The sequence below is a fragment of the Arthrobacter sp. FW306-1B-F12A genome (assembly GCF_058781865.1).
Genome location: NZ_JBYSXD010000039.1, coordinates 20,388 through 45,430 on the forward strand (window position 1 = coordinate 20,388; position 25,043 = coordinate 45,430).

19 protein-coding genes are annotated in these 25,043 nt (G+C 63.4%); 6 read left to right on the forward strand and 13 right to left on the reverse strand.

Translation table 11 applies throughout. The features are described from left to right. Positions 1-13 precede the first annotated feature (13 nt). From AC3WJU_RS16790 to AC3WJU_RS16825, 8 genes are all read right to left on the reverse strand, one after another. Complete coding sequence (locus tag AC3WJU_RS16790) at positions 14-868, reverse strand: FAD binding domain-containing protein (RefSeq protein ID WP_284988714.1); 855 nt, start codon at positions 866-868, stop codon at positions 14-16. Beyond that, positions 865-3,234, reverse strand: a complete 2,370-nt coding sequence (locus tag AC3WJU_RS16795) for a xanthine dehydrogenase family protein molybdopterin-binding subunit (protein ID WP_492260394.1) — start codon at positions 3,232-3,234, stop codon at positions 865-867. The genes AC3WJU_RS16790 and AC3WJU_RS16795 overlap by 4 nt, the downstream gene beginning before the upstream one ends. Continuing rightward, positions 3,231-3,743 carry a (2Fe-2S)-binding protein gene (locus tag AC3WJU_RS16800; protein ID WP_059388593.1) on the reverse strand — a complete coding sequence of 171 codons (513 nt, stop codon included), beginning with the start codon at positions 3,741-3,743 and terminating at the stop codon, positions 3,231-3,233. The genes AC3WJU_RS16795 and AC3WJU_RS16800 overlap by 4 nt, the downstream gene beginning before the upstream one ends. 91 nt (positions 3,744-3,834) lie before the next feature. After that, entirely contained in the window at positions 3,835-5,001 is a 1,167-nt protein-coding gene (locus AC3WJU_RS16805; protein ID WP_492260395.1) for an XdhC family protein, read from the reverse strand. After that, complete coding sequence (locus AC3WJU_RS16810; RefSeq protein WP_492260396.1) at positions 4,994-6,109, reverse strand: vWA domain-containing protein; 1,116 nt, start codon at positions 6,107-6,109, stop codon at positions 4,994-4,996. Before AC3WJU_RS16810 ends, AC3WJU_RS16805 begins: the two co-directional genes overlap by 8 nt. Positions 6,110-6,113: 4 nt before the next feature. Beyond that, positions 6,114-7,010 carry an AAA family ATPase gene (locus AC3WJU_RS16815; RefSeq protein WP_306963355.1) on the reverse strand — a complete coding sequence of 299 codons (897 nt, stop codon included), beginning with the start codon at positions 7,008-7,010 and terminating at the stop codon, positions 6,114-6,116. Positions 7,011-7,052: 42 nt separating this feature from the next. Further along, a complete protein-coding gene (gene moaA, locus AC3WJU_RS16820) occupies positions 7,053-8,093 on the reverse strand; it encodes a GTP 3',8-cyclase MoaA (protein ID WP_284988720.1) in 1,041 nt (346 codons plus the stop codon). Between the two features lie 114 nt (positions 8,094-8,207). Further along, positions 8,208-8,894, reverse strand: coding sequence for a DUF2848 domain-containing protein (locus tag AC3WJU_RS16825; protein WP_284988721.1), 687 nt, complete (start codon positions 8,892-8,894; stop codon positions 8,208-8,210). A gap of 147 nt (positions 8,895-9,041) precedes the next feature. On the opposite strand from AC3WJU_RS16825, the gene AC3WJU_RS16830 reads away from it, so the two are divergent. Continuing rightward, on the forward strand, positions 9,042-10,430 hold the full coding sequence (locus AC3WJU_RS16830) for an MFS transporter (protein ID WP_441437583.1): 1,389 nt from the start codon (positions 9,042-9,044) through the stop codon (positions 10,428-10,430). 58 nt (positions 10,431-10,488) lie between these two features. Here the strand turns inward: AC3WJU_RS16830 and AC3WJU_RS16835 are convergent, their stop codons facing one another. After that, positions 10,489-11,145, reverse strand: coding sequence for a GntR family transcriptional regulator (locus tag AC3WJU_RS16835; protein WP_059388597.1), 657 nt, complete (start codon positions 11,143-11,145; stop codon positions 10,489-10,491). 32 nt (positions 11,146-11,177) lie between these two features. Here AC3WJU_RS16835 and AC3WJU_RS16840 point away from each other — a divergent pair, with 32 nt between their 5' ends. Next, positions 11,178-11,972 (forward strand): carbon-nitrogen hydrolase family protein, encoded by a 795-nt coding sequence (locus tag AC3WJU_RS16840; protein ID WP_492260397.1) that lies wholly within the window; start codon positions 11,178-11,180, stop codon positions 11,970-11,972. A gap of 149 nt (positions 11,973-12,121) precedes the next feature. On the opposite strand, the gene AC3WJU_RS16845 is transcribed toward AC3WJU_RS16840, so the two are convergent. The 3 genes from AC3WJU_RS16845 to AC3WJU_RS16855 form a co-directional block, all read right to left on the reverse strand. After that, positions 12,122-14,575 carry a glycoside hydrolase family 32 protein gene (locus AC3WJU_RS16845; protein WP_492260398.1) on the reverse strand — a complete coding sequence of 818 codons (2,454 nt, stop codon included), beginning with the start codon at positions 14,573-14,575 and terminating at the stop codon, positions 12,122-12,124. A 222-nt stretch (positions 14,576-14,797) separates the two neighbouring features. After that, entirely contained in the window at positions 14,798-15,925 is a 1,128-nt protein-coding gene (locus AC3WJU_RS16850; RefSeq protein WP_284988725.1) for an acyltransferase family protein, read from the reverse strand. 339 nt (positions 15,926-16,264) lie between these two features. Next, positions 16,265-16,822, reverse strand: coding sequence for a dihydrofolate reductase family protein (locus AC3WJU_RS16855; RefSeq protein ID WP_492260399.1), 558 nt, complete (start codon positions 16,820-16,822; stop codon positions 16,265-16,267). Between the two features lie 273 nt (positions 16,823-17,095). Here AC3WJU_RS16855 and AC3WJU_RS16860 point away from each other — a divergent pair, with 273 nt between their 5' ends. After that, complete coding sequence (locus AC3WJU_RS16860) at positions 17,096-17,935, forward strand: DUF998 domain-containing protein (protein WP_492260400.1); 840 nt, start codon at positions 17,096-17,098, stop codon at positions 17,933-17,935. Between the two features lie 427 nt (positions 17,936-18,362). After that, a complete protein-coding gene (locus tag AC3WJU_RS16865; protein WP_492260401.1) occupies positions 18,363-21,089 on the forward strand; it encodes a TrlF family AAA-like ATPase in 2,727 nt (908 codons plus the stop codon). Between the two features lie 168 nt (positions 21,090-21,257). Here AC3WJU_RS16865 and AC3WJU_RS16870 read toward each other — a convergent pair whose 3' ends face one another. After that, positions 21,258-22,088, reverse strand: coding sequence for a tyrosine-type recombinase/integrase (locus AC3WJU_RS16870; RefSeq protein ID WP_492260402.1), 831 nt, complete (start codon positions 22,086-22,088; stop codon positions 21,258-21,260). Between the two features lie 25 nt (positions 22,089-22,113). On the opposite strand from AC3WJU_RS16870, the gene AC3WJU_RS16875 reads away from it, so the two are divergent. Together AC3WJU_RS16875 and AC3WJU_RS16880 are read left to right on the forward strand one after the other, a co-directional pair. Next, the gene (locus tag AC3WJU_RS16875; protein ID WP_492260403.1) at positions 22,114-23,406 is read left to right on the forward strand and encodes an ISL3 family transposase; all 1,293 of its coding nucleotides are present in this window, start codon (positions 22,114-22,116) and stop codon (positions 23,404-23,406) included. A gap of 60 nt (positions 23,407-23,466) precedes the next feature. Further along, positions 23,467-24,804 carry an ApeA N-terminal domain 1-containing protein gene (locus AC3WJU_RS16880; RefSeq protein ID WP_492260404.1) on the forward strand — a complete coding sequence of 446 codons (1,338 nt, stop codon included), beginning with the start codon at positions 23,467-23,469 and terminating at the stop codon, positions 24,802-24,804. Positions 24,805-25,043 lie beyond the last annotated feature (239 nt).

Below are 25,043 nucleotides of genomic sequence, written 5' to 3' on the forward strand. Positions count from 1 at the left end.
CGCCCGCCTTCCGCTAGAGCCCGGCGGCCGCGATAACGGCCCGCTTGGTCAGGACCTCGGCCAAGTGGCGGCGGTAGGCCGCGTCACCGTTGAGGTCGCTCGCGGGATCGGTCCCCTCGGCAGCGTGTGCGCTCGCCGAGGCGATCGCTTCCCGGGTCAGCGCGGCGCCCACGAGTGCCTGCTCGACGGCGGTCGCCCGCAACGGCGTGCTGGCCATGTTGGTCAAGCCGATCCTGGCCTCGGCGATCGTGCCGCCTTCCACCCGGACCATCACGGCAACCGCCACGATGGACCATTGTTGGGCCACCCTGGTGAATTTCTCGTAGTGCGCACCCCAGCCGGTGTACTTCGGCACCCGAATATGGGTGAGGATCTCGCCGTCGTCGACGGCGGTGGTGAAGTACCCCTGGAAGAAGTCCGCCGCTGCCACCCGGCGTTCCCCCTCCGGACCTGCCAGAATGAACGTCGCGTCCGCAGCCAGCACCGGCGCGGGCATGTCGCCTGCCGGGTCGGCGTGCACCAGGGCGCCGCCGAACGTGCCGCGGTGCCGGACCTGGGGATCCGCGACCGTCGCCGCTGCCTTGGCCAGCAACGGCACGTGCTCGGCAATAAGCGGGTCCGTGGCGATCTGGTGGTGCGTTGTCATGGCTCCGATCAGCAGGGCGTCGCCGTCGTCGCGGACCCCGGACAACTCGCCGATCCGGCCCAAATCGACCACCATCGCGGGGTCGGCAAGGCGCAGTTTCATCACGGGGATCAGGCTTTGACCCCCGGCCAACAGCTTCACGTCGTCGCCGGCGTCGGCCAACACGCTCAACGCCTCCGCCACCGTGGCCGGAGCGGCGTAATCGAATGCGCTCGGAATCATTGCACATCTCCCGTGGTCTTGGCTTCTTCAAGGGCGGCCCACACACGCGCCGGCGTGCATGGCATCTTGATGTCCTTCACGCCAAGGTGCCGAATCGCGTCCAGCACGCCGTTGACAATGGCGGGCGTCGAGGCGATGGTTCCTGCCTCGCCGACTCCCTTGGCCCCCAACTGGTTGGTGGTGGACGGCGTCTCCGTGCGCGCCGTCGTGAAGTGCGGCAGGTCGGGCGCGCCGGGCACGAGGTAGTCCACGAACGAGCCCGTGACCAGGGTCCCGGCGTCGTCGTGCACGGCCTCCTCATAAAGGGCCTGAGCGATTCCCTGCGCCAGGCCGCCGTGGACCTGGCCCTCCACAATCAGCGGATTGACCACCACCCCAACGTCGTCCACGCAAACGTACTTGCGGATGCTGACCTGCCCGGTCTCGGTGTCCACTTCCATGGCGGCCAGATGGGTGCCGTGCGGGAAGGAGAAGCTCTGCGGGTCGAAGGTGGCATCCGAATCCAGATTGGGCTCAAACCCTTCCGGCAGGTTGTGCGCCGAGAAGGCGGCGAAGGCGACTTCACCGAAGGCAGTGGACTGATCAGTGCCCTTGACGCTGAACTTGCCGTCCGTGAACTCGATGTCCTCCTCGCTGGCCTCCATCATGTGCGCTGCCAGGACCTTGGCCTTCTCGATCACCTTGTCCGCAGCGGCCAGCACCGCCATACCACCGACGGTCAGCGAGCGGGAGCCGTAGGTGTCCAGGCCCCGCTGGGAGACCTGTGTATCACCATGCAGCACTTCGACATTTTCGAACGGCACGCCGAGCCTGTCCGCCACGAGCTGGCTCCACGCGGTTTCGTGGCCCTGGCCGTGGGGGGAAGTGCCCGTGACTACCTCGACGTTGCCGGTGGGCAGCACCCGCACCTGGGCGTGCTCCCAGCCGCCGGCCGCGTAACTGAGCGCGCCAAGCACCCGGGATGGAGCCAGGCCGCACATTTCGGTGAACGTGGAGATGCCGATGCCGAGTTGGACGGGATCGTTGGCCTCGCGGCGCCTGGCCTGCTCTGCCCGGAGCTCGTCATAGCTGAAGAGCTCCAGCGCCTTCGCCGTGGCCGCCTCGTAGTTGCCGCTGTCGTATTCGAGTCCAGTGACGGTGGTGAAGGGGAATTCCTCGTGGGTGATCCAGTTCTTTTTGCGCAGTTCCAAGGGGTCCATGCCCAGTTCGACGGCGAGCTCATCCATCAAGCGCTCGATAGCGAAGGTTGCTTCCGGCCGGCCTGCGCCCCGGTAAGCGCCCGTCCACGCCTTGTTGGTGAAGAGGTTGTTGCATTCCAGTCGGTACGCCGGGAATTTGTAGATGGCGTTGTACATGAACGCGCCCAGGATCGGGATGCCCGAGCCGATAATGCCGAGGTAGGCGCCCATGTCCGCCAGCAGCTGGATGTCCAGCCCGGTGACAATCCCGTCCTTCGTCGCCGCGAGCTTCACCTTCTGCACTTGGGCCCGGCCGTGATGCCCGGACTGCAGGGACTCGCTGCGGGTTTCGGTGTATTTGCAGGGTTTGCCGACCCGCCGGGCTGCCATGAGGGTGATGAACTCCTCGGGGATCACCGTCAGCTTTCCGCCAAAGCCGCCGCCCACGTCGGGGGCGATCACGCGGAGCTTGCTTTCCGGGAGCCCGAGCGTCAATGCCAGGATCAGCCGCAGGATATGGGGTATCTGCGTGGACGACCACATGGTGATTTGCTCACTCGTCGGGTCAACCACGATCGAGCGCGGTTCCATGAAGGCCGGGATGAGGCGTTGCTGGTAAAAGGTGCGTTCGATGAGGACTTCGGCCTTCGCCAACGCCTCGGCGATCGGCTTGCCGGTGCCGGCTTCGCCCGAGTCAAACACCCAGGTCGCCGAGAGATTGGAGTCCAAGCTCGAGTGGGCCAGCACCTTGTCGGTGAATGCTTCCTCCAGATCCAGGACCACCGGAAGTTGGTCGTAGCTGACGTCCACGAGTTCGACGGCGTCCCGCGCCGATGCGGCGCTGCGGGCAACGATGCAGGCAACTACCTCGCCGGCAAAGGCCACCTCGTCGACGGCGATCGACGGGAACGCGGGCGCCTTCTGCTCGGCGGTGACGGGCCAGACGTTGGGCAGGCTGCCCTGTTCCGCGGCCAGATCGGCTCCGGTGAACACGGCGACGACGCCGGGTGAGGACTTCGCGGCTGAGGTGTCGATCGAGGTGATCCTGGCGTGGGCGAACGGACTGCGGACCATGGCCAAATGGAGCATGCCGGGCAACGTCATGTTGTCCGTGTACCTGGAGCGCCCCGTGATGAGGTGCGCGTCTTCTTTGCGGAGGCGGGGCCTGCCGATTTCGGCGATGGTCATGCCACACCTGCCGTTTCCGTCGCGTCGCTGTCGGAAGAAACCGTTCCGTCAGCGGCGGCCTGCACCGCGGCAACAATGTTCTGGTACCCGGTGCACCGGCAAAGGTTTCCTTCGAGGCCGTCCCGGATTTCCTGTTCGGTGGGGTGCGGATTTTCGGCGAGAAGGGATGCCGATTGCATGATCATGCCGGGCGTGCAAAAGCCGCATTGCAGCGCATGGCATTGGTGGAAGGCTTGCTGCAGCGGGGCGAGCTTGCCGTCCCGGGCCAGGCCTTCGATGGTGGTGACGCTGTGGCCGTCTGCCTGAACCGCGAACATGGTGCAGGATTTAACGCTGACTCCGTTCAGATGGACGGTGCAGGCGCCGCAGTTGGTAGTGTCGCAGCCGATCAATGTGCCGGTCTTGCCAAGCCGTTCGCGCAGGTATTGGACCAGCAGCAATCGTGGCTCGACATCGTCTGTGTAGCTCACATCATCGACTTCGACGGTGATCGTCTTGGAACTCGCCATTGGGATCTCCTGTCGCGTTGGACGACGGGCACGACTGCCCGGCATCCAGTCCTGATGTGACACAGGTTACTCCTCGGAAGGGGCGAGCGCCCTAGCCCGGCTTGAGTTCGTACCCCGCATCCTCGTGGTCCGCTTCAACCGTGGGTTCGTGGTGGATCCGGGCCTCCATGGTGCTCAATCTTCCGCCGCCGCCACCCCAGTGCAAGGCAATGATTTCGGCGGCGATGGAGACGGCCGTTTCCTCCGGGGTGCGGGATCCCAGGTCCAGGCCGATCGGGCTGGAGAGCCTGGCCAATTCGGCCTCGCTCAGGCCGGCTTCGCGCAGCCGTTCCAATCGGTCGTGGTGCGTGCGCCGGGATCCCATCGCGCCCACGTAGGCCACGTTGTGGCGCAGTGCCAACTCAAGGAGCGGCACGTCGAATTTCGGATCATGTGTGAGCACACAGATCACGGTGCGCTCGTCCACTTGGCCGGCAGCGATCTGCGCCTGCAGGTAGCGGTGCGGCCATTCCACCACCACCTCGTCCGCCTGCGGGAACCGGGCAGCCGTCGCGAAAACCGCGCGTGCGTCGCAGACCGTGACCCGGTAGCCCAGGAAGGTGCCTTGCTTGGCGACGGCGGCGGCGAAGTCGATCGCGCCGAACACCAGCATCCGCGGCTGCGGGGCGAAACTGAGGGCGAACACGCGCATGCCCTCGCCGCGCCGCTGCCCGTCCGGTCCGTACGTGAGCGTGGCGTTGCGGCCCGCGGCCAGCAGGCCCTGGACGTCATCGGATACCGCATGGTCGGCACGCTCGCTGCCGAGGGAACCCACGAACCCCTCCGGGCGGACCACCAGGTGGCGGCCCAGCCACGCCGGATCGGGGTGTTCGATCACGGTGACGATGGCAACCGGCCGGCCCGCACCGACGTCGTCCGCTACCTGGGCCAGTTCCGGGAAGTTCTCAGTGGAGACCGGCTCCACAAAAATGTCCAGGATCCCGCCGCAGGTGAGGCCGACCTCGAACGCGGCGTCGTCACTGATGCCGTAGCGCTGCAGCACCGGATTGCCGGACTCGACCACCTTGGTGGCCAGTTCGTAAAGCGCTCCTTCGACGCACCCGCCGGACACCGAGCCCACCGCACTGCCGTCGGCGTCGACCATCATGGCGGCGCCGGCCGGCCGCGGTGCGGAGCGGAAGGTGCGCACCACCGTTCCGAGTCCTACTGTGTGGCCGGCCGCTATGGCGGCGACCAGATCGTCCAAGACCTCACGCATTGGCAACCACGTCCAACAACTCCTCGAAACTCTGCATTGAGTGCCCCCCTATAAAGAAGTCAACGTGCGGCAGCACCGCCCTGATTCCCCGTTGCAGCGGCTCGTACCCCGCCTTGCCGCGGTGCGGATTGGACCAAATGATCCGCCTCGCCAGGTGGTGCAGCCGCTCGGCTTGGCGTCCCAGCAGTGCGGGGTCGCCGCGCTCCCAGCCGTCGCTGGCAATCACGACGACGGCGCCCCGCACCATCACGCGCTGCCCCCACCGGTCGTTGAACGCCCGGAGCACTTCTCCGAGCCGGGTACCGCCGGACCAGTCGGGGACTGTGCGGCCGGCGAGGGCCAAGGCATTGTCCGGGTCTGGCACCCTCAGTGCGGCAGTCACGCGGGTCAGGCGGGTGCCCAGCGTGAACACCTCCACTTGGCGCGGGGCGGCTTCCACTACCCGGTGGGCCAAGCGAAGCAGGCTGTCCGCGTACGGTGCCATGGAGCCCGAAACGTCGATCAGCCAGACCACCCGGCGGTTTTTGCGGGGAGCCCGGGCGCGGCGCAGCGGCCCCGGTTCCCCGCCGCGGCGCAGCTGGTCGCGCAGGGTCCGCACCCGGTCCACGTCGCCGTGCCGGTCGAGGTGCTTGCGCCGGGTCTGCCGGGTGGGCAGGCGCACCGGCAGCTCCTCGAACATCCGGTGCAGCAAGGCCCGTTCCTCGTCGTCCAATACGGCCACATCGCGGTGCCGAAGCAACTCCCGGCGGCTGGCGAGTGCCCGCAACTGTTCCCTCCTACCTTCCGGGCCGCCGTCGTCGTCATCCAAAGTGGCAGCGCTCACGGACGTCGCGGAGTTTTCCAGGCGTTGGGCGGCGGAGTGTTCCACGGCAAACCAGGCCTCAAACGTCCGCTGGTAGGCGGGCAAGTCCTCCGGCGAGGCGCATAGCGTCGCGCGGCCGGCCCAGAACACGTCCGAACGGCGGTCCAACTTGAGCCTGCCGACGGCGTCGACGAAGCTGAGCGAGCGGTCCGCGGTCACTTTCACGCCGGCCGCACGCACGGCTGCAGCGAAGGCAAGGAGGATCTCTTCGGCGCTGTGTTCGGGGCTTGGTCCTGCCGTTGGCATGGGCTCAGCCGAGCATCCGGGCCAGGGCCGCCGAGACGCGGTCGGTGTCCTCGCGGTACTTGCACAGCGCGCCGATGCTGGCCGCAGCCGAAGCCAGGTCAAGCTCGGCCCGGCCGAGCTGGTGCAGCGCGCGGGCCCAGTCCAGGGTCTCGGCGACGCCGGGAGGCTTCAGTACGTCGTCGGTGACCCGGATCTGCTGGACCGCGCGCACCACCTGCTCGGCCAGGAGCGCGGGCACTTGGGGGAGCCGGGTGCGCACAATCTCCACTTCTCGGGCCAGCCCGGGGTGGTCGATCCAGTGGTAGAGGCAGCGGCGTTTGAGCGCATCGTGCAGGTCGCGGGTCCGGTTGGAGGTGAGCACCACGATCGGCGGGGTTTCGGCTTTGACCGTGCCGAACTCGGGGATGGAGACCTGGTAGGTGGAGAGCACCTCCAGCAGGAACGCCTCGAACTCGTCGTCGGCCCGGTCGATTTCGTCGATCAGCAGCACCGCCGGGCTTTGCTGCAGCGCTTTGAGGATGGGACGCGCGAGCAGGAACCGTTTGTCGTAAAGCGAACTTTCCAGTTCGGCCACGCTCAGCCGCGCGTCCATTCCCGCTCCGCCGCTGGCCTCCACGCTGCGCAGATGCAGGATCTGGGCGGTGAAGTCCCAGTCATACAACGCCTGCGAGGCATCGATTCCCTCATAGCACTGCAATCGGATCAGCGGCAGCCCGAACCCTTCCGCCAGGGCCTCCGCGAGGGAGGTCTTGCCCGTGCCCGGTTCGCCCTCCAGAAGCAGCGGCCGTTCCATGCTCAGGGCGAGGTAGCCAATGGTGGCCAGGCCCTCGTCGGCGAGGTAGCCGGTGGCGGCCAGCATTTCGGCCAGCGCTGTGGCGGAGCTGATCGACGTCTGCGTCATGGCACCAGCATAGGGTCACCGGCAGGGCTCCGGTCTGGTGGGCTACCCGCCGATGTACGACATCTCGATCTTGTGTGCCGCTGCGGGGTCTTGAGGCGTGTGCGAACTGCGCAGTTCCGAGTAGCGGTCCGCGCGGCCGCCCCACAAGGCGGACAACGCCGTCGAAAGCTCGACGTCGGACGCCCCGCCTCTCAGGAGTGCCCTCAAGTCCGTGCCCGCCGTGGCGAAGAGGCACGTGAACAGCTTCCCGTCGGCGGAGAGCCGGGCCCGCGTGCAGCCGCGGCAGAAGGCTTGGGTCACGCTGGAAATGACCCCGATTTCGCCGCTGCCGTCCGCGTAGCGCCAGCGATCCGAGGTCTCGCCGGGGTAGTTCGGCGCCACGCGCTCCAGCGGAAGCACCGCGCCGATGCGGGCCAGGATCTCGGCTGAGGGCACCACCTCATCCATTTTCCAGCCGTTGGACGCACCCACGTCCATGTACTCGATGAACCGCAGAATGAACCCGGACCCTTTGAAGTGGCGAGCCATGGGAAGAATGTCCTGATCGTTCGTCCCCCGCTTGACCACCATGTTGATCTTCACGGGCCCGAGACCCGCGGCCTGGGCAACGTCTGCGGCATGCAGGACCTTCGCCACGGGATAGCCGACGTCGTTCATGGCCTGGAAGGTCTCCTCCCGGAGGGAGTCCAGCGAGACCGTCACCCGGTTGAGCCCCGCATCCTTGAGGGCTTGCGCCTTCTGCGCCAGGACCGAGCCGTTCGTGGTCATCGCCAGGTCCGGTGCCAGCCCGTCGGGAGTGCGCAAGCGGGCCAGCATCCGGACCAGTTCCTCGATGTCCTTCCGCAACAGGGGTTCACCGCCGGTCAGCCGGATCTTCCGCACACCGTGTCCCACCGCGATCGAGGCCAGCCTGGTGATTTCCTCAAACGTCAGCAGCTGGTCCCGGGGCATGAAAACGAAATCCCGCCCGAAGATCTCCTTGGGCATGCAGTAGACGCACCGGAAATTGCACCGGTCCGTGACGGAAATCCGCAGGTCCCGCAGGGGCCGGTGGAAGGTGTCGGTGATGGAATTGGCGTCCATGCAGCGCCCTCTCAACGCGGTAGTAGTGCCAACCGCTTGTGCCTCTCCCAGAGTATGCCCGGTCCCGGGCGCCCACAATGGACCGCGGTCGGGCGAACGGCGGCGGAGGCGGCCTCAGCCGATGGGCTCTGCCATCTTCTCCACGACATACTGGGCGTCCACCGACGTGCCGGTCACCGGATCGGTCATTTCCACTCTCCAGCTGCGGGCAAACTGGTCGACCCCCTGTTTCATTGCCACTGTGCCTGAAATGAGGACGGTGCCCGGCTGGTTCAGGCCGCGTTCTGCGAGCACCGCCAGCCAGTAGTCCGGGCTGAGGAGGGCCTCCAGCGAACTGTCCTGGATCAGGGTGTCCGGAGTTTCGCCGTCGCCCACCCAGCCCTTGAGCGTGATCTTGTCCAAATGGTCGCGAACATCATCCAGGCGCCATGCTTTGCGTCCCAAGACGTCCGGGCTCGCGTTCTTGCTCCACGCCACGCCGTGGACCTCGAGCTCACGGTCCGTGTGGTCGCACGCCACGGTCAGGAGGACGTCCCCATCGGTGATCACGAGCGCCCATTCCGCTTCGCCCGAGGTCCGGCCGTGCTGGACGCGGACTTCCGAAACCTGCTGGGCCAGATAAGGCGACACCGGGTACAGCGCTGGCGTGGTTGTGGGGCCGGGAACGCCAAGTTCGGCCAGCTCGGCGATGTGGGCCTGCACTTCTTCCTGCTCGCGCCCTGCGTAGCCGGCGTTCAGGAGGTGCTTGACCTGGACATTCCGCGTGGTGCCATCGGGAAGTTCAAAGCTCAGAGTCGTCATTTTCTGTCCATCCTTTGCGTGTCCTGCTGGAGAAATTTTTCAGATCGGAAACCGGAAACAGTCGCCAATGTACATCCAGTATGCGTAATGTATACATTTAACGCCAGTGTGGCAGGCGTCACCGTAAACTTCTCGTGGAGGAAACCCATGGCCAATGTTCCAGTTCCGGCTTCCGGCGCAGCGCCGCGTCCCGGAAAGCCGATGCATCCCAAAGGCCTGTACAAGGCCTTTGCGGCAAGCCTCACCGGCACCGCGCTCGAGTGGTACGACTTTGCCGTCTACTCCGCCGCGGCCGCCGTCGTATTCCCCATCGTCTTTTTCCCGTCATCGGATCCCTTGACCGGGACCATCCTGGCGTTCTCGACCTACGCGGTGGGCTATGTCTCCCGTCCTGTGGGCGGCATCATTTTCGGCCGGCTCGGTGACCGCATCGGCCGCAAGAAGGTCCTCGTGACGACGCTGATGATCATCGGCGTCGCCACTGTGCTGATCGGGGTGCTGCCTGGCTACGGCAGCATCGGCATCTCGGCCCCGATCATCCTGGTGTTGCTGCGCTTCGCCCAAGGCGTGGGTGTCGGCGGCGAATGGGGCGGGGCAGTGCTGCTCTCCAGCGAATACGGCGATCCCCATCGGCGCGGCTTCTGGGCTTCCGCGGCCCAAGTCGGACCGCCGGCCGGCAACCTTCTGGCCAACGGCATCTTGGCCGTCCTGACCGTCACCCTCAGCGAAGCGCAGTTCATCAGCTTCGGCTGGCGCATCGCTTTCCTGGTTTCGGCCGTGTTGGTGGGCTTCGGTCTTTGGATCCGGTTGAAGCTTGAAGATACCCCGATCTTCAAGGCCATCGAGGCGCACGGTGAGCAGCCCAACGCTCCGGTCCGCGAAGTCTTCAGCAAGGAACTCCGTCCGCTCGTCGCTGCCACCCTGTGCAGGGTTGGCCCGGACGTGCTCTATGCCCTGTTCACCGTCTTCACCCTGAGCTACGGGATCCAGACGCTTGGTTACGACCGCAGCCAGGTCCTCACTGCCGTGTTGATCGGTTCGGCATTCCAACTGTTCATGATCCCGTTGGCCGGGGCCGTCTCCGACCGCTTCAACCGGCGACTCGTCTACGGGATCGCGGCGGTGGTCGGGGCCGTCTGGACTTTCGTCTTCTTCGGAATCCTCGGCGGACACAGCGAGCCGTTGCTGATCGCGGGAATCGTCCTGGGCCTCATGGCGCACTCCTTCATGTACGGACCGCAGGCAGCCTTCATCGTGGAACAGTTCTCTCCGCGACTTCGGTCCACCGGAAGTTCGTTGGCCTATACGTTCGCAGGCGTGATCGGGGGCGCCATCGCACCCTTGATGTTCACGCTGTTGCTGTCCCAGTTCGGCACCTGGATTCCGGTTGCCATCTATGTGGCCGTGGCCGCCGTCGTGACCGCCGTGGGGTTGGCGCTCGGCCGGGACTCCAACACCGTGGAGGACGAGGACTATCGCCTGCTGCTGGAAGGTTCCGCGGCAAGCCAACGGTCCGCCGTCGCGGAAACGCGCTGACGCTCACGTCATGCCTTCGAAAATCCTGACAAGCTGCGCTGGGCGGACAGAAGATTCCTCAGGTGCGCAGCAGGATGTCCCGGGTCACCGCCAGGTGATGGTCGATGGCCTTCTGGGCCTTCGCCGCGTCGCCGGACATCAGGGCGTCGAGAATGTCCTGGTGTTCGGCGCATACCTGTTCGCGCCGGCCTCCGGTACGGAACAGCGCGGAGACGCCTACCAGAATCTGCCGGACGTGGAGCTTGCTGTACGTCCGGGAGATGAGCTCGTTGCCGGCCGCGTCGATGAGCTGCTGGTGGAACAGGGTGTCCAGGCGGATAAACTCACGGGCCGCTTCCGGGCTCAGTTCCTCGGGAAGCTTTGCCTGCTGGTCAAGGGTTTCCTGCATCGTCCGGGCGGGAACCCGGCCTTGCTCGATGACCAGCCCGGCGGCGTGGCTTTCAAGGATCCCGCGCAGTTCCATCAATTCGGACATTTCCCGGCCGGTCACCGGAGGAACGTAAGCCCCGCGCTGGGGAATCAGTTCCACCAAGCCGTCCGAGACGAGCAGCAGGAGCGCCTCACGCACCGGCGTACGCGATACGCCGATTTCCGCGGCCAGTTCCTGCTCGTTCAGGAACTTCCCCTGGACTTCGGGGTCGATCAGGATATTTTCACGCAAGTACGCGTACGCCTTCTCGCGGCCGGACGCCGCAGTCCCCGAACTTTTTCGCATACATCATGTATACAACAATCTGGAGTAAATTCATGCGTTTAGCCGTGGCACAAATCATCACGGGAGCCGATCTGGCCGCCAACCTGGAACTGATCCGAGAATACGCCACCCGCGCCAAAGCCGCCGGAGCCGAACTCGTGGTCTTTCCCGAAGCAGCGATGCGCGCCTTCGGCAACAGCCTTGCGGACATCGCCGAACCGTTGGACGGGCCGTGGGCCACAGCGGTCCGCGGCCTCGCACGGGAGCTGAACATCGCCGTCGTGGTGGGAATGTTCACTCCCGGTGAGGGCGGCCGGGTCCGGAACACCCTTTTGGTCACCGGCCCAGGGGTGGACGCCTCCTACGACAAGATCCACCTCTTCGATGCCTTCGGTTTCGCGGAATCCGATTCGGTCGACGCCGGGACGTCACCCGTAACCTTCGAACTCAACGGCACCGTGTTTGGCCTTGCCACGTGCTACGACGTGCGCTTCCCCGCCCTCTTCACAGCCAACGCCCGGGCAGGAGCGCAGGTCAACATCGTCTGCGCCTCGTGGGGCGACGGCGAAGGCAAAGCCGAGCAGTGGGAGCTGCTGGTGCGGGCCCGCGCAGTGGACAGCACCACCTTCGTGGTGGCGTGCGGCCAAGGCAACCCGGCCAGCGTCGGCCTGCCCACCACCGGCACCGCGCCCACGGGAATAGGGCACAGTGCCGTGATCTCGCCACTGGGTGCCGTGATGGTGGCCCTCGGGGAAATGCCGGAACTCGCCGTCGTCGACATCGATCCGTCCGTTGTGGAAGGAGTCCGGGGCAAGCTTCCGGTCCTGGCGAATGCCCGGGATCTTTAGCGTCGCGGAGACGGCGGCGTCTTCTTTCAGGGAGGGCGGCGCCGTCCTGACCTTCTTTCGTTTCGGAAAGCGCTTACGACACGGCGAGTCGCGTCATTTCGAGGCTTTTGCGCGGCAAAGAAGGTCAGGACGGACAGGCCACGTTCGACTTAGGCGGCCGGTATGTCTTCGAAGGCGACTTGGTCGAGCAGGATATGGCCCCAACTTCCCGTGCCGTTATCGACCACTTGGATCTGGGCGCTCTGGCCAACGAGGTCGGAGACGTTCCACGACGTCCAGGCGAGGCGTTCGCTGTTCTGGCCCGTCGCGGTGCGGACCACTTGCCCGTTGACCACAAGATTCACCGTGGTCTGATTGTCCGGTTCACCTCCAACCGCGTTTGGCACGCTGCTGAACACGATCTGGTCCACCATGATGTGGCCCCAGGATCCGCTTGCGTGGTCGATGACCTGGATTTGGGCCTTCTGCCCCACGAGCGTGTGGACGTCCCAGTTCACGTTCGACATCGTCGATGAATTCTGGCCTGTTGCCGTTCGCACTACCTGCCCGTTGACGAGGAGGTTCACCGCCGCGGCGCCGGACTGGCCCCAGGGGTGGTTTCCTCCAGCGATGAGGAAGTCGATGTAGTCCCGCGTGATCGTGAACGTCGGTGACGTGATCGCGCCCGTGGAGGCATCACCTCCTCCGACGTACGTATCGAGGACCTTGGAGCCGAGCTGGTTGGGGAGGGATTCCGCCGTCGGGCCCTGGCCAATGTAACTGCCCGACGCCGTCCACCCGGCACCCCACGTCGCGCCCTCGAAGTCGGCGAAGACGTCCGACGGCCTCGGGTTGTTCCCGCCTCCTGCGAGGAAGTTGACGTACGAGTGGCCGATGGTGAACGACGGCGAGGTCAGCATTCCGGTCGCTGCGTCGCCGCCGTTGAAACTGTTGGCGAGCTTGTTCCCGAGGTAGCCCGTGACGGGCTGCTGGTTGGGGAGCGCCCCGGCGGCTGGCCCGGAACCGAAGGCCGCTCCCGCCGTCGTCCATGAACCATAGGTGCTGCCCTCGAAGTCCGCGTACGGCGCCGCGGGGTTCGCCTGTTCGGTGATGTTGGCGAATTCCGTGATCGAGAGGTTGGCGAAGTTTGCGCTGCCGCCGATCGTGTAGAGGGAGATCCCCGTGTCCGACGACGTGAAGAAGGCCTGGTTCGAGAGTGCGATCCGGCCGTCGTCGGCGAAGACCTCCACGCTGCCATGGTCCACGAGGATCCGGAGGTGCAAGGACGTCGTGCCCGAGGCGAGCGGCGCCTGGGACTGCTGGTACGTGCCGAAGGAATACGGCACTTGGTCCTGCGCGGAGCGATCGACGTAGAGGTTGCCCCCGTAGACACCGATGTTCGTGTGCCGGCTGCCGTCCTTGTTCTCGCCGACGGAGATGCCGACGTTGTTCAGGGTGGTCCAGCTGACGTCCGCATCGAGCTCGTAGGCGGAGCCGTGGTAGTCGAGGGTTGTCCGTCCATTGACCGTCGCGTTGGCGGGCTTCACGGTTTTGGTGGCGTAGTTGGCCAGATTCGGGGTCGGCTGGGATAGGAGGCTGTAGACACCGCTGCCCTCGGACTTGAGGCTGAGCTGACGCACCACCGACATCTGGCCGTTGTAGTTGTCCGTGGAGTCCGTCGGCACGGTGTGCGGCGCGTAGTGCCAGTTGTTCATCCAGCCGATCGCGTAACGGGAGGTGTCGGGATTCGCGGCGTCCGGCCAGGTCACCGAGGCGTACCAGTCCGAACCCCAGTCGAGCCACTGCGGGTCCGTCTGGTCCGCGACGAACGCCGAGCCGTTCCACGTGCCGGTCCAGTACGCATACGTGTCCGGCTTGCCGCTGTAGTCGCCCTGCATGCTCCCGGCCATGACCCAATGCCACGAACCGTCGTTGGCCTTCATCTGGAAGATGTCCGGGCACTCAACGCCGCCGATGTTCGGGGTGGTGTAGCTGAAGTCGGTTTGGTGCGTCCACGTCTTAAGATCCGGCGAGGTGTAGAAGGTAATCTTTTGCTGGCGGCCGATCGCGGCTACCCAGGTCGAGTGTGCCGCGTCCCAAACGATCTTCGGGTCGCGGAACCAGTCCGAGGCGTCCGGGTTGGCAATGACCGGTGCGCTGTACTGCGTGAAGGTTGTCCCGCCGTCGGTCGAGTACCAGAGGTATTGCGATTGCTGGAACGGGTCGCCGTCGGTGGGCTGCGTGGCGAGCGCGACGACGGCGCCGGCCCCGAAGCCCGCGGTGTTGTTGGTATCGATCACCGAGGAGCCGGTCCAGACGGGGAAATTGCTTTGGAGGGGGAGGGCGTCGCCTTGGTCGTTGAACACCACAGTGTCCGACGACGTCGCGTGTCGCCATCCGCCGGGGCCGTTGTCCTGGTTGCTGTGGAGGTAATACAGGTTGTACTTGCCGTTGAGATAGATGGGCCGCTGAGGGTCGCTCAGCCAACCTGACGGGGGAGTCATGTGGTAGACGGCCCGCATTGGCGGTGGGGTCGCGCTGCCGACGGCTCCTGCGCCGGGGATGTCCCCGGTAACTATGGTTGTGGTGAAAAACATCGTGAGCGCGGCGAAGAGGGCGAGCATGCTCGCCCTCTTCGACAGCCTCCTTGCTGAGTGGGCCATAAGATCTCCGGGTCTCGGTCAGGACTACTCGACCGCCGATAGCTCTGCGTCGAGCCTCTGCACACGGCGTTGTTGAGCAGTCGGGGGGAGCTTGTGGTGGAGCTAAGGATCTTTGATTAAACGCTTAATCACGGCAACGATAGCTGGCACTTGACTCGTGATCAAGCGTTTAAGCGGATTATTTTAGCTGGCTGCCCGGAGGGCGAGGCGGCGCATGAGGGCGCGCCGGATCCGCTGGGCTGGCTGTTCAATGGCCACGTAGCTCAAGAAACCAAGCGGCCAGACCGCCACGAGAGCGAACGCAGCAAACCCGAGCGCGGGAACGTGGGATGGAATGTGGGCGGCTGCGAGGAGCTGCTGGACGGGCCATCCGTAGATGTAGATCCCGTAGGAGATGTCGTAGCGGGACCCGATGGCGGACGCGCTGACGATTGAACCGATCGACAGGACGAGATAGGCAAACGGTAGCGGGGCGAGGGCTGTGCCGTAGCCCGTGGCGAGGGCGCCCCACACGGCCAGTGCGGCGAGGAGGCTCGGCGCCGCACCGACGCGGACCCTGTGTCTCTGGGTGGCAAGGAGGGATCCCGCCATGAAGACCGCGAGCAGCGGAAGGACGAACTCGGTGCGGTTCGGCCCGAAGCTGCCTGCGAGGAGCTTTCCGAAGACTGCTCCCGTGGATGCGGCAAAAAGCAGGAATATTGCCGTGGCCGTGCCTCGCCTGCTCTCCGGAATCCTACGGAGCAGGAACACGATCGCGGCGATGATGACGTAGCAGAGCCCCTCCCAGGTGAGGGTCCATAGGGGGCCGTTCCAGTCAAAGCGGTCGTTGTTGCCCCAGAGCGACGTCCCGATGGCGGGTGTGTCCATGACGCCGATGCTGAGTGCCAGGGCCGCGCCGAGGAAGGTCAATGCTCCGCGCGGGTCGTAGGTCCCGTGTGTCAGGAGGGCGCCAAGCGGTGCTGCCACGAAGGCAACAGTAAGGGCCGCGACCACGAGGGCAGGATAGATGCGGGCGAGCCGTGCTGCGGCATACTCGAGCACAGTGTCCGAGCGTTCGGCACTGACGGTGATGAGATAGCCGGAGATGGCGAAGAAGCCCATGACGCCAGCGGTCCCGAGCTTGATCCCGTAAAGCGAGGGTTCCGGGCCGTAGCCACCCAGCCACCAGGAATGGGAGACGATCACGGCTGCCGCGAAGACCAAGCGCAGGGCGTTCAGCGAGTTTCGTCCGGAGCCCAGGGCATTACCCAGGGTGCGGGCGCCGAGTATGGCCAGGCCCGGACGGTCCACGGCTGTCGTTGGGGTCTTCATGGGCTGGTCATCTCTTTTGGGCTCAGAGGCTGTTCGGGTGACCTTCTTTGGGTGTGACCTGGCTAACATTCTTGACTGAATCTACACGAGTAGATCTGAGGGGGTCAAGCGACTTCTTTCTCAACCAACCAGCCGCACCTCGCCTTGGCCGAGCTGACCAGCTGGAAAGAGACGGCCACGGCCGTAGCCGGACACGGCAGCGCCGACCTCGAGTGGGGTTGCGCGACTTACGAGCGCTGGCAGCACAGGCCGACGGCGAAGGGCACCGCACGCATCTGGTTCTACATTAACGAGCGCACGGTCTTTCAGCCGAAGCTCACCCGCGACGGACAGCCACCCTCAATCAGCCCGTCGATAGTGCAAGGCGACCGCGCCGTTGCTGAGCGGCTCCGCCGAGATCAGGTCGAGGCGTCGGGTGCTGGGCAGCCCGCCTTGGTACAGGGTGGGACCGTGGCCGGCAATCCTGGGATGGACAAGGAACTTGTACTCGTCAATCAGACTCAGTTGGTCCAGCCCTGTCGCAAGTTTGCCGCTGCCGACGAGCACCCCGCCGGGAGTCGCATCCTTGAGATCCTGCACCGCCGTTTGGAGGTCGCCTACGAGGTGGTGGCTGTTGGTCCACGGGAAGTCGCTTCGCGTCGACGACACAACGTACTTCGGCTTGGCCTCCAGCTTGAGCGCCCACTCGCGCATCGCAGGCGGCGCGTCCTCCTCGCCGCGGGCGACCGCTGGCCAGTAGCTCTCCATCATCTCGTAGGTGGTGCGACCCCAGAGCATTGCGCCCCCCTCGTCCATGAGGCGGGTGAAGTAGGCGTGCGTCTCGTCGTCGGCGATGCCTTCCTGGTGGTCGACGCAACCGTCAAGGGTGACGTTGATGCTGAAGGTTAGGAGACCCATACGACGATTCTAGGCTGCCCACTTACCGATGCCTCAACTATCGCCGCCTCAGCACGGAGGCTATTCGCTGGACTAGTTAACGGGTAGCACGGCGAACTCTCCTCTACTCAATTCCGTGCAAGGATGCGCAGGTCTTCATTCGAGTAGCGGAACCTCTAGTATTTTGTCCAGTCGAGCGCCTTAATCCTTGCTATGAACAAGGTGAACAGCTGGATCGAGCTACTCGGCGGCTGGTGTTTGGGGCGGCGTCCAAGGACGTCGGATACTCGGCACATGATCGGATCATGGGCCGCAAAAGCGATGCTTAGCTTCATCGTATTTGAGTGGGTCGTTCAGCTTGGGTGGAAAGGCAATGGCACTTACAGCTACGCATCGAACTACGTCAGCGACCTCGGCGCGGTGCACTGCGACAACGTCGGCAACCCTGCCCGCTACGTGTGTTCTCCGTCTTTCGCTGCGATGGATCTGGCTCTTATCTTCATCGGCGTGAACGTCGTGGTAGCGGCCTGTCTCATCACTTCGCCGGTGCTCTGGATTGCAGCACATGCCGGCGACCTTGATGACGCGTACAAGGCGGTACGTCGGGACAAAACTGACGGCAAGATTCGGATGCGGCCCACCGGTTTTGCCAAGGTGACGACAACCATCATTCGTTGGTCGCTCGCCGTTACCGGGCTGGCTATTTTCGCCATCGGCGTCTTCCCCGAAGACTATCCAAATGCAGGCCACACTATTGGCATCCACGACCCCGCCGTCGTCATTCTGTCGTTGGGTATCTTCGTAACGCTCGTCTCGATCGGCGTGCTCTGGTTCAGGCGGACCGACGCAAGCCTTTGGTTTTTCGGACTGGCCATCGTCGCTGGCGTATCGGGATTGTTGATGCTGCTCACCGGCGGTAAAACCGAATTCTCAGGCATTTTTGAGCGTGGCGTCATCTACGCGTTCATTGTTGGCCTGGCCATCCTTGGCTTCATGGTCAGCTCCGCGGCCCATCATGAGCGCGTTGGCCACCTTCAGCCGCGACCAGCCACAAGGCCGCTATGGGGGCCTCGGCAGGCCGGGCGGCTTGTCGCACCGTTCAGGCGGCGTCACGCGACCGTGCTCGAGATTTAGCAGAGGCTACCGCCTCACGCGTAGCCGCCACGTCAACATCCCCGACGCGGGCGCGACCAGTTTCGAAATGCAGAAAACCCCCCGGAATTCCGGGGGTTTTCATTGGCGGTGACGGTGGGATTTGAAACCTTTACGTAGGTCAAACGGGTTCAGGGTGTTGCATAAAAACTCCTGCAAACTCAGCGATTTTGGCCGCTTTGCTCACGGGAGCACCCAGATACTCGCAGGTACTCCTGCACCAAAATGCACCACGGGTAGTCACTCACGGGGGAGCTGTTCGTACCGGATTTCGATGGTCCTGCGTGAAGAATTGGCCAGGGAGGGCTCATGACTGGCAGCTTCCAGCAATCAATGCTGAGAACCAGCCGCACACCGTGTCGCAGTCACGGTTAACTATTGATACGCCGACAATTGCTATGTTTATTCGGTGTCTCATACAGATAGCCGCGGTTCGCGCTGGTGGAAGATAGATTTCCATGCCCACAGTCCACATTCATTTGATTTCGGTGGACTGGAGGAGACTAAATCCGACATCGAAGTTTCCTTCGAAGACTGGCTGCTCACCTACATGCGAGCCGAGATTGACGCAATCGTCATCACGGACCACAACTGTCACACTGGGGTAGCCGAGGCTCAGACGGTACTGCAGCGACTCAAGGAAACCGCACACGAGGACTTCAGGCATCTCACTATCTTTCCCGGCGTCGAAATAACGACCGAAGGTGGCTTCCATCTCCTTGCGGTATTCGATCCCAGTGAGCCCGCCGAGACGGCGAACGGTGTTATTCATAACTCTGGATACGGTGGCACGCGAGGTGCTAGCACGGAGACCACTTCCAAGTCATTTCACGATGTCTGCAAAATCATTGTAGATGCGGGTGGTCTGCCAATTCCCGCTCACGCGGACGGCCCTATGGGCGTTTTCAGTGCCGAGCGACGCACGTTTGAGCAGATCAAGGGCTTGGGCGCGGTTTCAGCCGTCGAATTGATCGCTTCCGAGCGCATCAGTGAAGCCCTTCAAGCTGGATGGATCCCTGTGCTGGGGTCGGATGCCCACCATCTCGATAGCTCATTGTGTCCGCCTGGCAAAGAGGCTAAGTTCCCAGGCAGTCACTTCACTTGGATGAAGATGCAGACGCTGGACTTGAACGGCGTTCGCCTCGCTCTAGCCGATGGAGGAGACTCGGTACTTCGTTCGATTGACACACAAGTTGATCCGAACGACGTGGGACACAATCGCATTGAACGAGTTGTAGTACGCAGAGGAGAAGACTCTTCCGAAGTTCCTTTCGGCCCTTGGTTAACTTCATTGATCGGTGGCCGCGGGGTTGGAAAGTCCACCATCGTCGAGGTCATCCGGCTGTGCTTAGGCCGGTTCGCGGAACTCCCGCCGGCGCTCCACCAAGACCTCGAATGGTTCTCTGCAGCCAAGGAGCGACCTGGGGATGTCCGGTTCTGGGATGAACAGACGGAAATAGAGGTTCACTACAGAAAAAATGGCAATCTCTACCGCGTTCTTTGGCATGGATCCGCTCCCAGCAAATCTCAAATTGAGGTCGAAACAGACGGCACCTGGATATCTCAGGAGGGATCAGTGGCCGACCGTTTCCCCATACTCATATATAGCCAGAAGCAGGTCTACGAAACTGCAAAAGACACCCAGAGCCTGCTTTCGATCATTGATGCGCAGCCGGAAATAGCCCATGCCGAGTGGCTCGAAACTTTTCAGCTTCTCAAGTCCGAATATGCCGAAAAGTTGCAGAAGACGGCCAGCAACGCGACGCTTATCGAGAGCGAAACGCGTCTACGTGGAGAGCTAACGGACGTTGATGCGGAGCTCGACAAAATCAAAGCTTTGCGAGACTCCGGAGAGATGGAAGAACTCGACCGTTTGGCCGCAGCTGAGACAGCGCACCTCGTCGTCGAACGGGAAGCCGAGCTGTTCGAATCTCGCCTACGCAATAGCATTGGCGATCTCGCCACGCTGCTAGAAGGGTCCGAACTGGCTAGTCGGGTCTGGCAGCCTTGGGCGCTGCGTCACACCGCGGAGGTGGAGGCGGTAGCTTCCGTTCGGTCAACAGTGGCAAAACTCGAGGCTTCTCGGCTTGCTCTCTCTGCAGCTGGGGAGTCACCTAGTCAGAAACGCATCGGCGAGATCAGAGGAAAAATCAGCCAAGACCTGGCTGCGTCCGGAGATTCAGACTCCATCGGGGATCCGGATGGCCGATTCGTGCAACTAACGGCGGGACGAAGTACTCTTGTAAGGCGTATAGGCGAGGTCGAGCGAGCCAAGGCCTCTAGGAAGCAGCTGATAGACGATGCTGAAGCCGTTCTGGTACTTATCCAAGCCCATCGAACCGACCTGACCCAGCGCCGAAGGAAGTATCTCGCTGATCTGCAGCTTGATGCTACTTCACTCAAACTTGATCTTTTCGAGATGGCGGATCAGTCATCTCTGGAAATGGACCTAAGAGAAATTACACAGAAACCCAGCTCGTACGAAGGGTTCTATTCCGGGTCCGGCGGGGTTCAGAAAATATTGAAGTCCGACTCGAAGAACCCTTCGTATCTCGGTGAGCTGACGCAGTTGAAAGGACTCCTTTCGGAGCTAAGGAGCTCTGGTCCCGAAGCACCTACCCTTGCATCTTCAGGGGTCGCCATCGACTCGAGACTAATCACTCACCTGTCCACAATTGATGCGACTGAATTTGCAGTAAATCTCGCCCTGTGGTTCCCAGAGGATCTCCTGCGAGTCCGATACAAGATGTCAGGGGAGAGTAACTTCCGTGGTCTGGAACAGGGAAGCCCCGGCCAGAAAACGGCGACGCTCCTCTCGGTGATCCTCCGGATGAGCGCTGATCCGCTGATCTTGGACCAGCCGGAAGATGACCTCGACAACGAGCTGATCACGGACCTCATTGTCACCACGCTGAAACAGATCAAGAAGCGACGCCAGGTGATCGTTGTGACTCACAACGCGAACATCGTTGTGAACGCCGATTCAGAGCATGTCTCTGTGCTCAAGTACGGACCAGTGCCGCTAGTCGGTCAAAGTGGATCAATCCAAGAACCACAAGTGAAAGATGCCATTTGTCGAATCATGGAAGGGGGCGAGCCCGCGTTCGCATCCCGCTATCGCCGACTGGTTAGCTAGTGCCCGTCACATCCTTGCCTTGGTCCAGGCCACCTGGATCCTTGGCTTGACCGGCCCCCGACCCGCTGGTGGATCCCCTAACGGGCCGCACCGACGGCCATTTCCTGCCGAAGGTCGCAGCTAAAACGGCCGAATTGAACTCGAGAGAGACACCACGCCCATTGATTTTCAGGGCCGCGTGGCCATTTGTGGCTGGCCGTCTTCATCGGTAGCGTCAAAGACCTGCTTGTCTCGCAATTGTTCAACCCGTTGCCGGCTTAGGGCGTCAACGACGTTGTCGAGGTCATCAGGGAACAGCGCGGCGTAAGTGTCCAGGGTAACCTTGGCCGACTTGTGGCCGAGCATCCTCTGGATGACCTTCACGTTAGCCCCAGCGCTGATCGCAAGAGAAGCAGCCGTATGTCGCAGATCATGGGGCGTTACTCGCCGGAACGTCGCATCGGCTGACTGGGTGCGCTTCACTGCCCCGGCGAACCAGCCCGAAGCAGCGTTGCCTGGCCGTAGGTAACCGCCCTCATCGGAGTTCCACAGACGGTCTTCCTGACCTTTGCCCTTGCATGCGGCTTTGACCGCGCCGTCGAGGAAGTCGGGGTATGCCACGGTGCGTTTCTCGTGGTTCTTGACTCTCCCCAGAACGGCCTTGCCGTTGACCTCGGCGACGGCTTCGCGGATGTTAATTCGGCGTGTTTTGGGGGCCACGTTTCGCACCCGCAACGCTGTGGCCTCCCCCCAGCGGAGGCCTGTGTAGGCGAGGAACAGCACAAGGTCGGGGTGCCGCGATGTGCGGGCCAGTGCCTCGACCTGGGCATGCGACAGGAACACCTCATCGGGGATCGGCTTCTTTTTGATCGTGAGGTCTCGGGCCGGGTTCTTCGTGATTCTGTTGTCTTCGACGGCGTGGTCGAGGATGCCGGCTCTTCGTGGTTGGTGGGGAACTGAGTTCGTGTCGTTGAAGACAAGGGGGCCCGTGGCCCTGTTGGGATGAGTGTGTCTAAGCATTCAACCTGGAACAGGACCACGAGCCTTGATCGAGCCTACCGGGGTCGCAGCTGAGGCTGCCACCATCCTCTTCAACCTGCCCGATTACCGTGTCATTTCCACCGGCGTGAGCCCTGGCGGCGGTCGCCGGGTCATTGTCGAAACCGAGCAGCCGCCGGGCTGCCCCACGTGCGGGGTGGTTGCGTCGCGGCGGAAGGAACGACGCTTCCAGCGGATCCGGGACATTCCTGTCGCCGGCCCGGTGGAGGTCCTCTGGTCCAAGTACCGCTGGTATTGCGAGGAGCCGGCGTGCGAGAGGCTCTCGTTCTTTGAGTCCACTGCCCAGGTCCCGCGGCGTGCCCGCTCGACCGGCCGGCTCCGGGACCAGCTCGTGGGTGCGGTCATCCGTTCGGGCCGGGCCGTCTCGGAGACTGCTGCCGCGTTCGCGGTGTCTTGGTGGATGGTCCGTGTCGCGCTCAATGAAGCCTGCTTCCTCACCCTTCCGGATGTTGACCAGCTGAGTCCAAGAATGCTGGGCATCGATGAGCACCGGTTCCGGTCCGTGCGCTACTTCCAGGACCCCGAATCCAAGGCCTGGACGCGGTTCGAGCCCTGGATGACCACGATCGTTGACCTGGACACCGGCCAGGTGCTGGGCGTCGTGGACGGCCGGGACCACAAGGGCGTCGGTGACTGGCTGTTCGCACGCCCGCTGGCGTGGCGGCTGGCCGTGCAGGTCGTGGCGATCGACCCTTCGGCGGCGTTCCGCAAGGCGCTGCGGATGTGGCTTCCCCGGACCGCTGTCGCGGTCGATCACTTCCACCTGATCTCCCTGGCCAACCAGGCCGTGACCGAGACACGGCAGAACCTCTCCCAACAGGTCAAGGGCCGCTGGGGAAGGTCCGTGGACAAGGCCTGGGCGCACCGGATGCTTCTCCTGCGCGCTGGCGATACCCTCACGGAGAAGGCAGCCCGACGGCTGGCAGAAGTGTTCGCGGCCGACGATCCGACCGGCACGCTCCAGGCAGTCTGGCAGGTCAAGGAACAGCTGCGGTTCCTGCTGCGCACCGGCTCCCTGGAGGACGCCGCGACGGCGAAGCAAGAACTCGAGGACCTGGTCAAGGCAGCGGCACGGCCGGAGACGAGCAGGCTCTACCGCACCGTCTGCCGGTGGTGGAAAGAGATCGAGGTCCTCATTGTCACCGGGGCCACGACGGGAAAGGTCGAGGCCAACAACACGGCCATCAAGCAGATCAAGCGCACCGCCCGTGGCTATCGCAATCCGGCCAATTACAAATCGGTTATTCTCTTGAGAAGTGCCGTCCGGACGGCGGCATGACACTCATCCCGGGGATCTATTTCCCCACGAACCGTGAAGAGCCACTAATGGAGGGGCAACGTGGCAGACAACGAGCTGACGCCGGGTGAGCCAAGGCTAGGTTGGCTAGTCGACGGCGATCCAAGTACGGACCACATTGCAGTCATGCTTCGAGACACGGGGACCACGATCGACCTCACCGTGCCCCTCAAAGGGATGTTCGCCGAGAACGACCCGTACGGCCGGTGGTGGTCTTCAGGAGTGTACTTCGGCGACGACCCCGATCGCACCAAACGCAGCTACAAGCCGCCTCGGGTGCTCCTTCTGGAGGATGCTCGTGGACCCGTGGTGCTGGTCGGATGCCGTTCCACCGGCTCGAGTTCTAACTTCCACGTGGGCCAGGGGCACATCGTCGCAAATTATGCGGTCTTTGGTGGTAGCCACCTTCGATATAGCAAGGTCGATGGCCTGCGAACGGAGATCCCCGCTATGGCGGCCTGGACGCGTCTCAGCAGCATGGAGATCAAGACCGAGTCCAACGAGAAAAACCGCATTCAGTCGGTTCAGATGACTCTGACGAGCGCGGAGCCGATCGCCTTAGCCCGTCCGATGAACCTTATGATGCGGTCGAGCTGGAGAACCGAGCGGTCGAGTGGTGGATTCCTTGCCTACGAAGGCGTCGAGCTGGAAACCTCTGTCCACAGGGCGCGGACTTGGAATGATCATCTCCAGCTCCACGGCGCTGTCCTTGACCTTGTGTCTGTCGCCGCTTGGAAGTCGTTCGGGATCTCATCGACCAAGGTGAGGCGCATCGACGATCCGCACCGGAGCGCAGAAGGGGGCGACATGGGCGAGCGCTGGCTGACAGTGGCGACCCACCGCCTCCCGAAGCATGACGGGTGGACCAAAGACCCCCGCTTTCTCTTCCCATACGAAGAGGTGGGAAGCAGGGGCGTGTCGCGCTGGCTACGATTACGGAAAAAATATGGGCGGGTGATCGGTCCGCTTCTGAATGTTCTTCGTTCCGACGATCCCTGGGGCCATCCGAGCGTGGTGCAGAGCGGGATCGCACTGGAGGCCCTCGGATACCTCATCGACGTCGAGAAGAACAACGGGGCCAACCTCAATAACCGTAAGCAGATGAACTTCAAACCAGGGCTGCGGGTGATCCTCGGCGACATGCTGGTCACGCCCTTTGCCGATATCGAAGGATGGATTGAACGGGCCGATGCCGCCTACATGGGAGCGAAGCACCCGGATCGCCCGGAGCCGGACTCTCTCGTAATGCTCAACACGCTCCGCGAGAACCTGTTGGTCCTGCGCTTCTGGATCGGTCTACAGCTTGGAGTGAAACCTAGGTCGCTCTTGGACGCTCTAGGGATGGACGCACTGGCGCACGAGTTCATCGTCGCGGAATGAACCGTGTCCATCAGGGTGTACCCGGATGAACGGTCTGAAATCCTTCCTGGGTACCGTCAAACAGGGTCACAGCCATCTTTCCAAGGTTGAGCTCGCCGCGATGGTGCTTTTGCCGTTGGGCGTGGATCCGCAAGGATCGACCAGGTTGCTCGGCCCAAGCCGGGGACTGCCCCCGGTTTTGTTGACTCCTTGACCTAGCGAGCTGGTGCTCGTGGAAGGATGTTGACCATGCCGACGGC

Coding starts and splice junctions, on each gene's coding strand:
- AC3WJU_RS16790 (WP_284988714.1), bottom strand. CDS start 868: ATGATTCCGAGCGCATTCGATTACGCCGCTCCGGCCACGGTGGCGGAG.
- AC3WJU_RS16795 (WP_492260394.1), bottom strand. CDS start 3,234: ATGACCATCGCCGAAATCGGCAGGCCCCGCCTCCGCAAAGAAGACGCG.
- AC3WJU_RS16800 (WP_059388593.1), bottom strand. CDS start 3,743: ATGGCGAGTTCCAAGACGATCACCGTCGAAGTCGATGATGTGAGCTAC.
- AC3WJU_RS16805 (WP_492260395.1), bottom strand. CDS start 5,001: ATGCGTGAGGTCTTGGACGATCTGGTCGCCGCCATAGCGGCCGGCCAC.
- AC3WJU_RS16810 (WP_492260396.1), bottom strand. CDS start 6,109: ATGCCAACGGCAGGACCAAGCCCCGAACACAGCGCCGAAGAGATCCTC.
- AC3WJU_RS16815 (WP_306963355.1), bottom strand. CDS start 7,010: ATGACGCAGACGTCGATCAGCTCCGCCACAGCGCTGGCCGAAATGCTG.
- moaA (WP_284988720.1), bottom strand. CDS start 8,093: ATGGACGCCAATTCCATCACCGACACCTTCCACCGGCCCCTGCGGGAC.
- AC3WJU_RS16825 (WP_284988721.1), bottom strand. CDS start 8,894: ATGACGACTCTGAGCTTTGAACTTCCCGATGGCACCACGCGGAATGTC.
- AC3WJU_RS16830 (WP_441437583.1), top strand. CDS start 9,042: ATGGCCAATGTTCCAGTTCCGGCTTCCGGCGCAGCGCCGCGTCCCGGA.
- AC3WJU_RS16835 (WP_059388597.1), bottom strand. CDS start 11,145: ATGCGAAAAAGTTCGGGGACTGCGGCGTCCGGCCGCGAGAAGGCGTAC.
- AC3WJU_RS16840 (WP_492260397.1), top strand. CDS start 11,178: ATGCGTTTAGCCGTGGCACAAATCATCACGGGAGCCGATCTGGCCGCC.
- AC3WJU_RS16845 (WP_492260398.1), bottom strand. CDS start 14,575: ATGCTCGCCCTCTTCGCCGCGCTCACGATGTTTTTCACCACAACCATA.
- AC3WJU_RS16850 (WP_284988725.1), bottom strand. CDS start 15,925: ATGAAGACCCCAACGACAGCCGTGGACCGTCCGGGCCTGGCCATACTC.
- AC3WJU_RS16855 (WP_492260399.1), bottom strand. CDS start 16,822: ATGGGTCTCCTAACCTTCAGCATCAACGTCACCCTTGACGGTTGCGTC.
- AC3WJU_RS16860 (WP_492260400.1), top strand. CDS start 17,096: ATGATCGGATCATGGGCCGCAAAAGCGATGCTTAGCTTCATCGTATTT.
- AC3WJU_RS16870 (WP_492260402.1), bottom strand. CDS start 22,088: ATGCTTAGACACACTCATCCCAACAGGGCCACGGGCCCCCTTGTCTTC.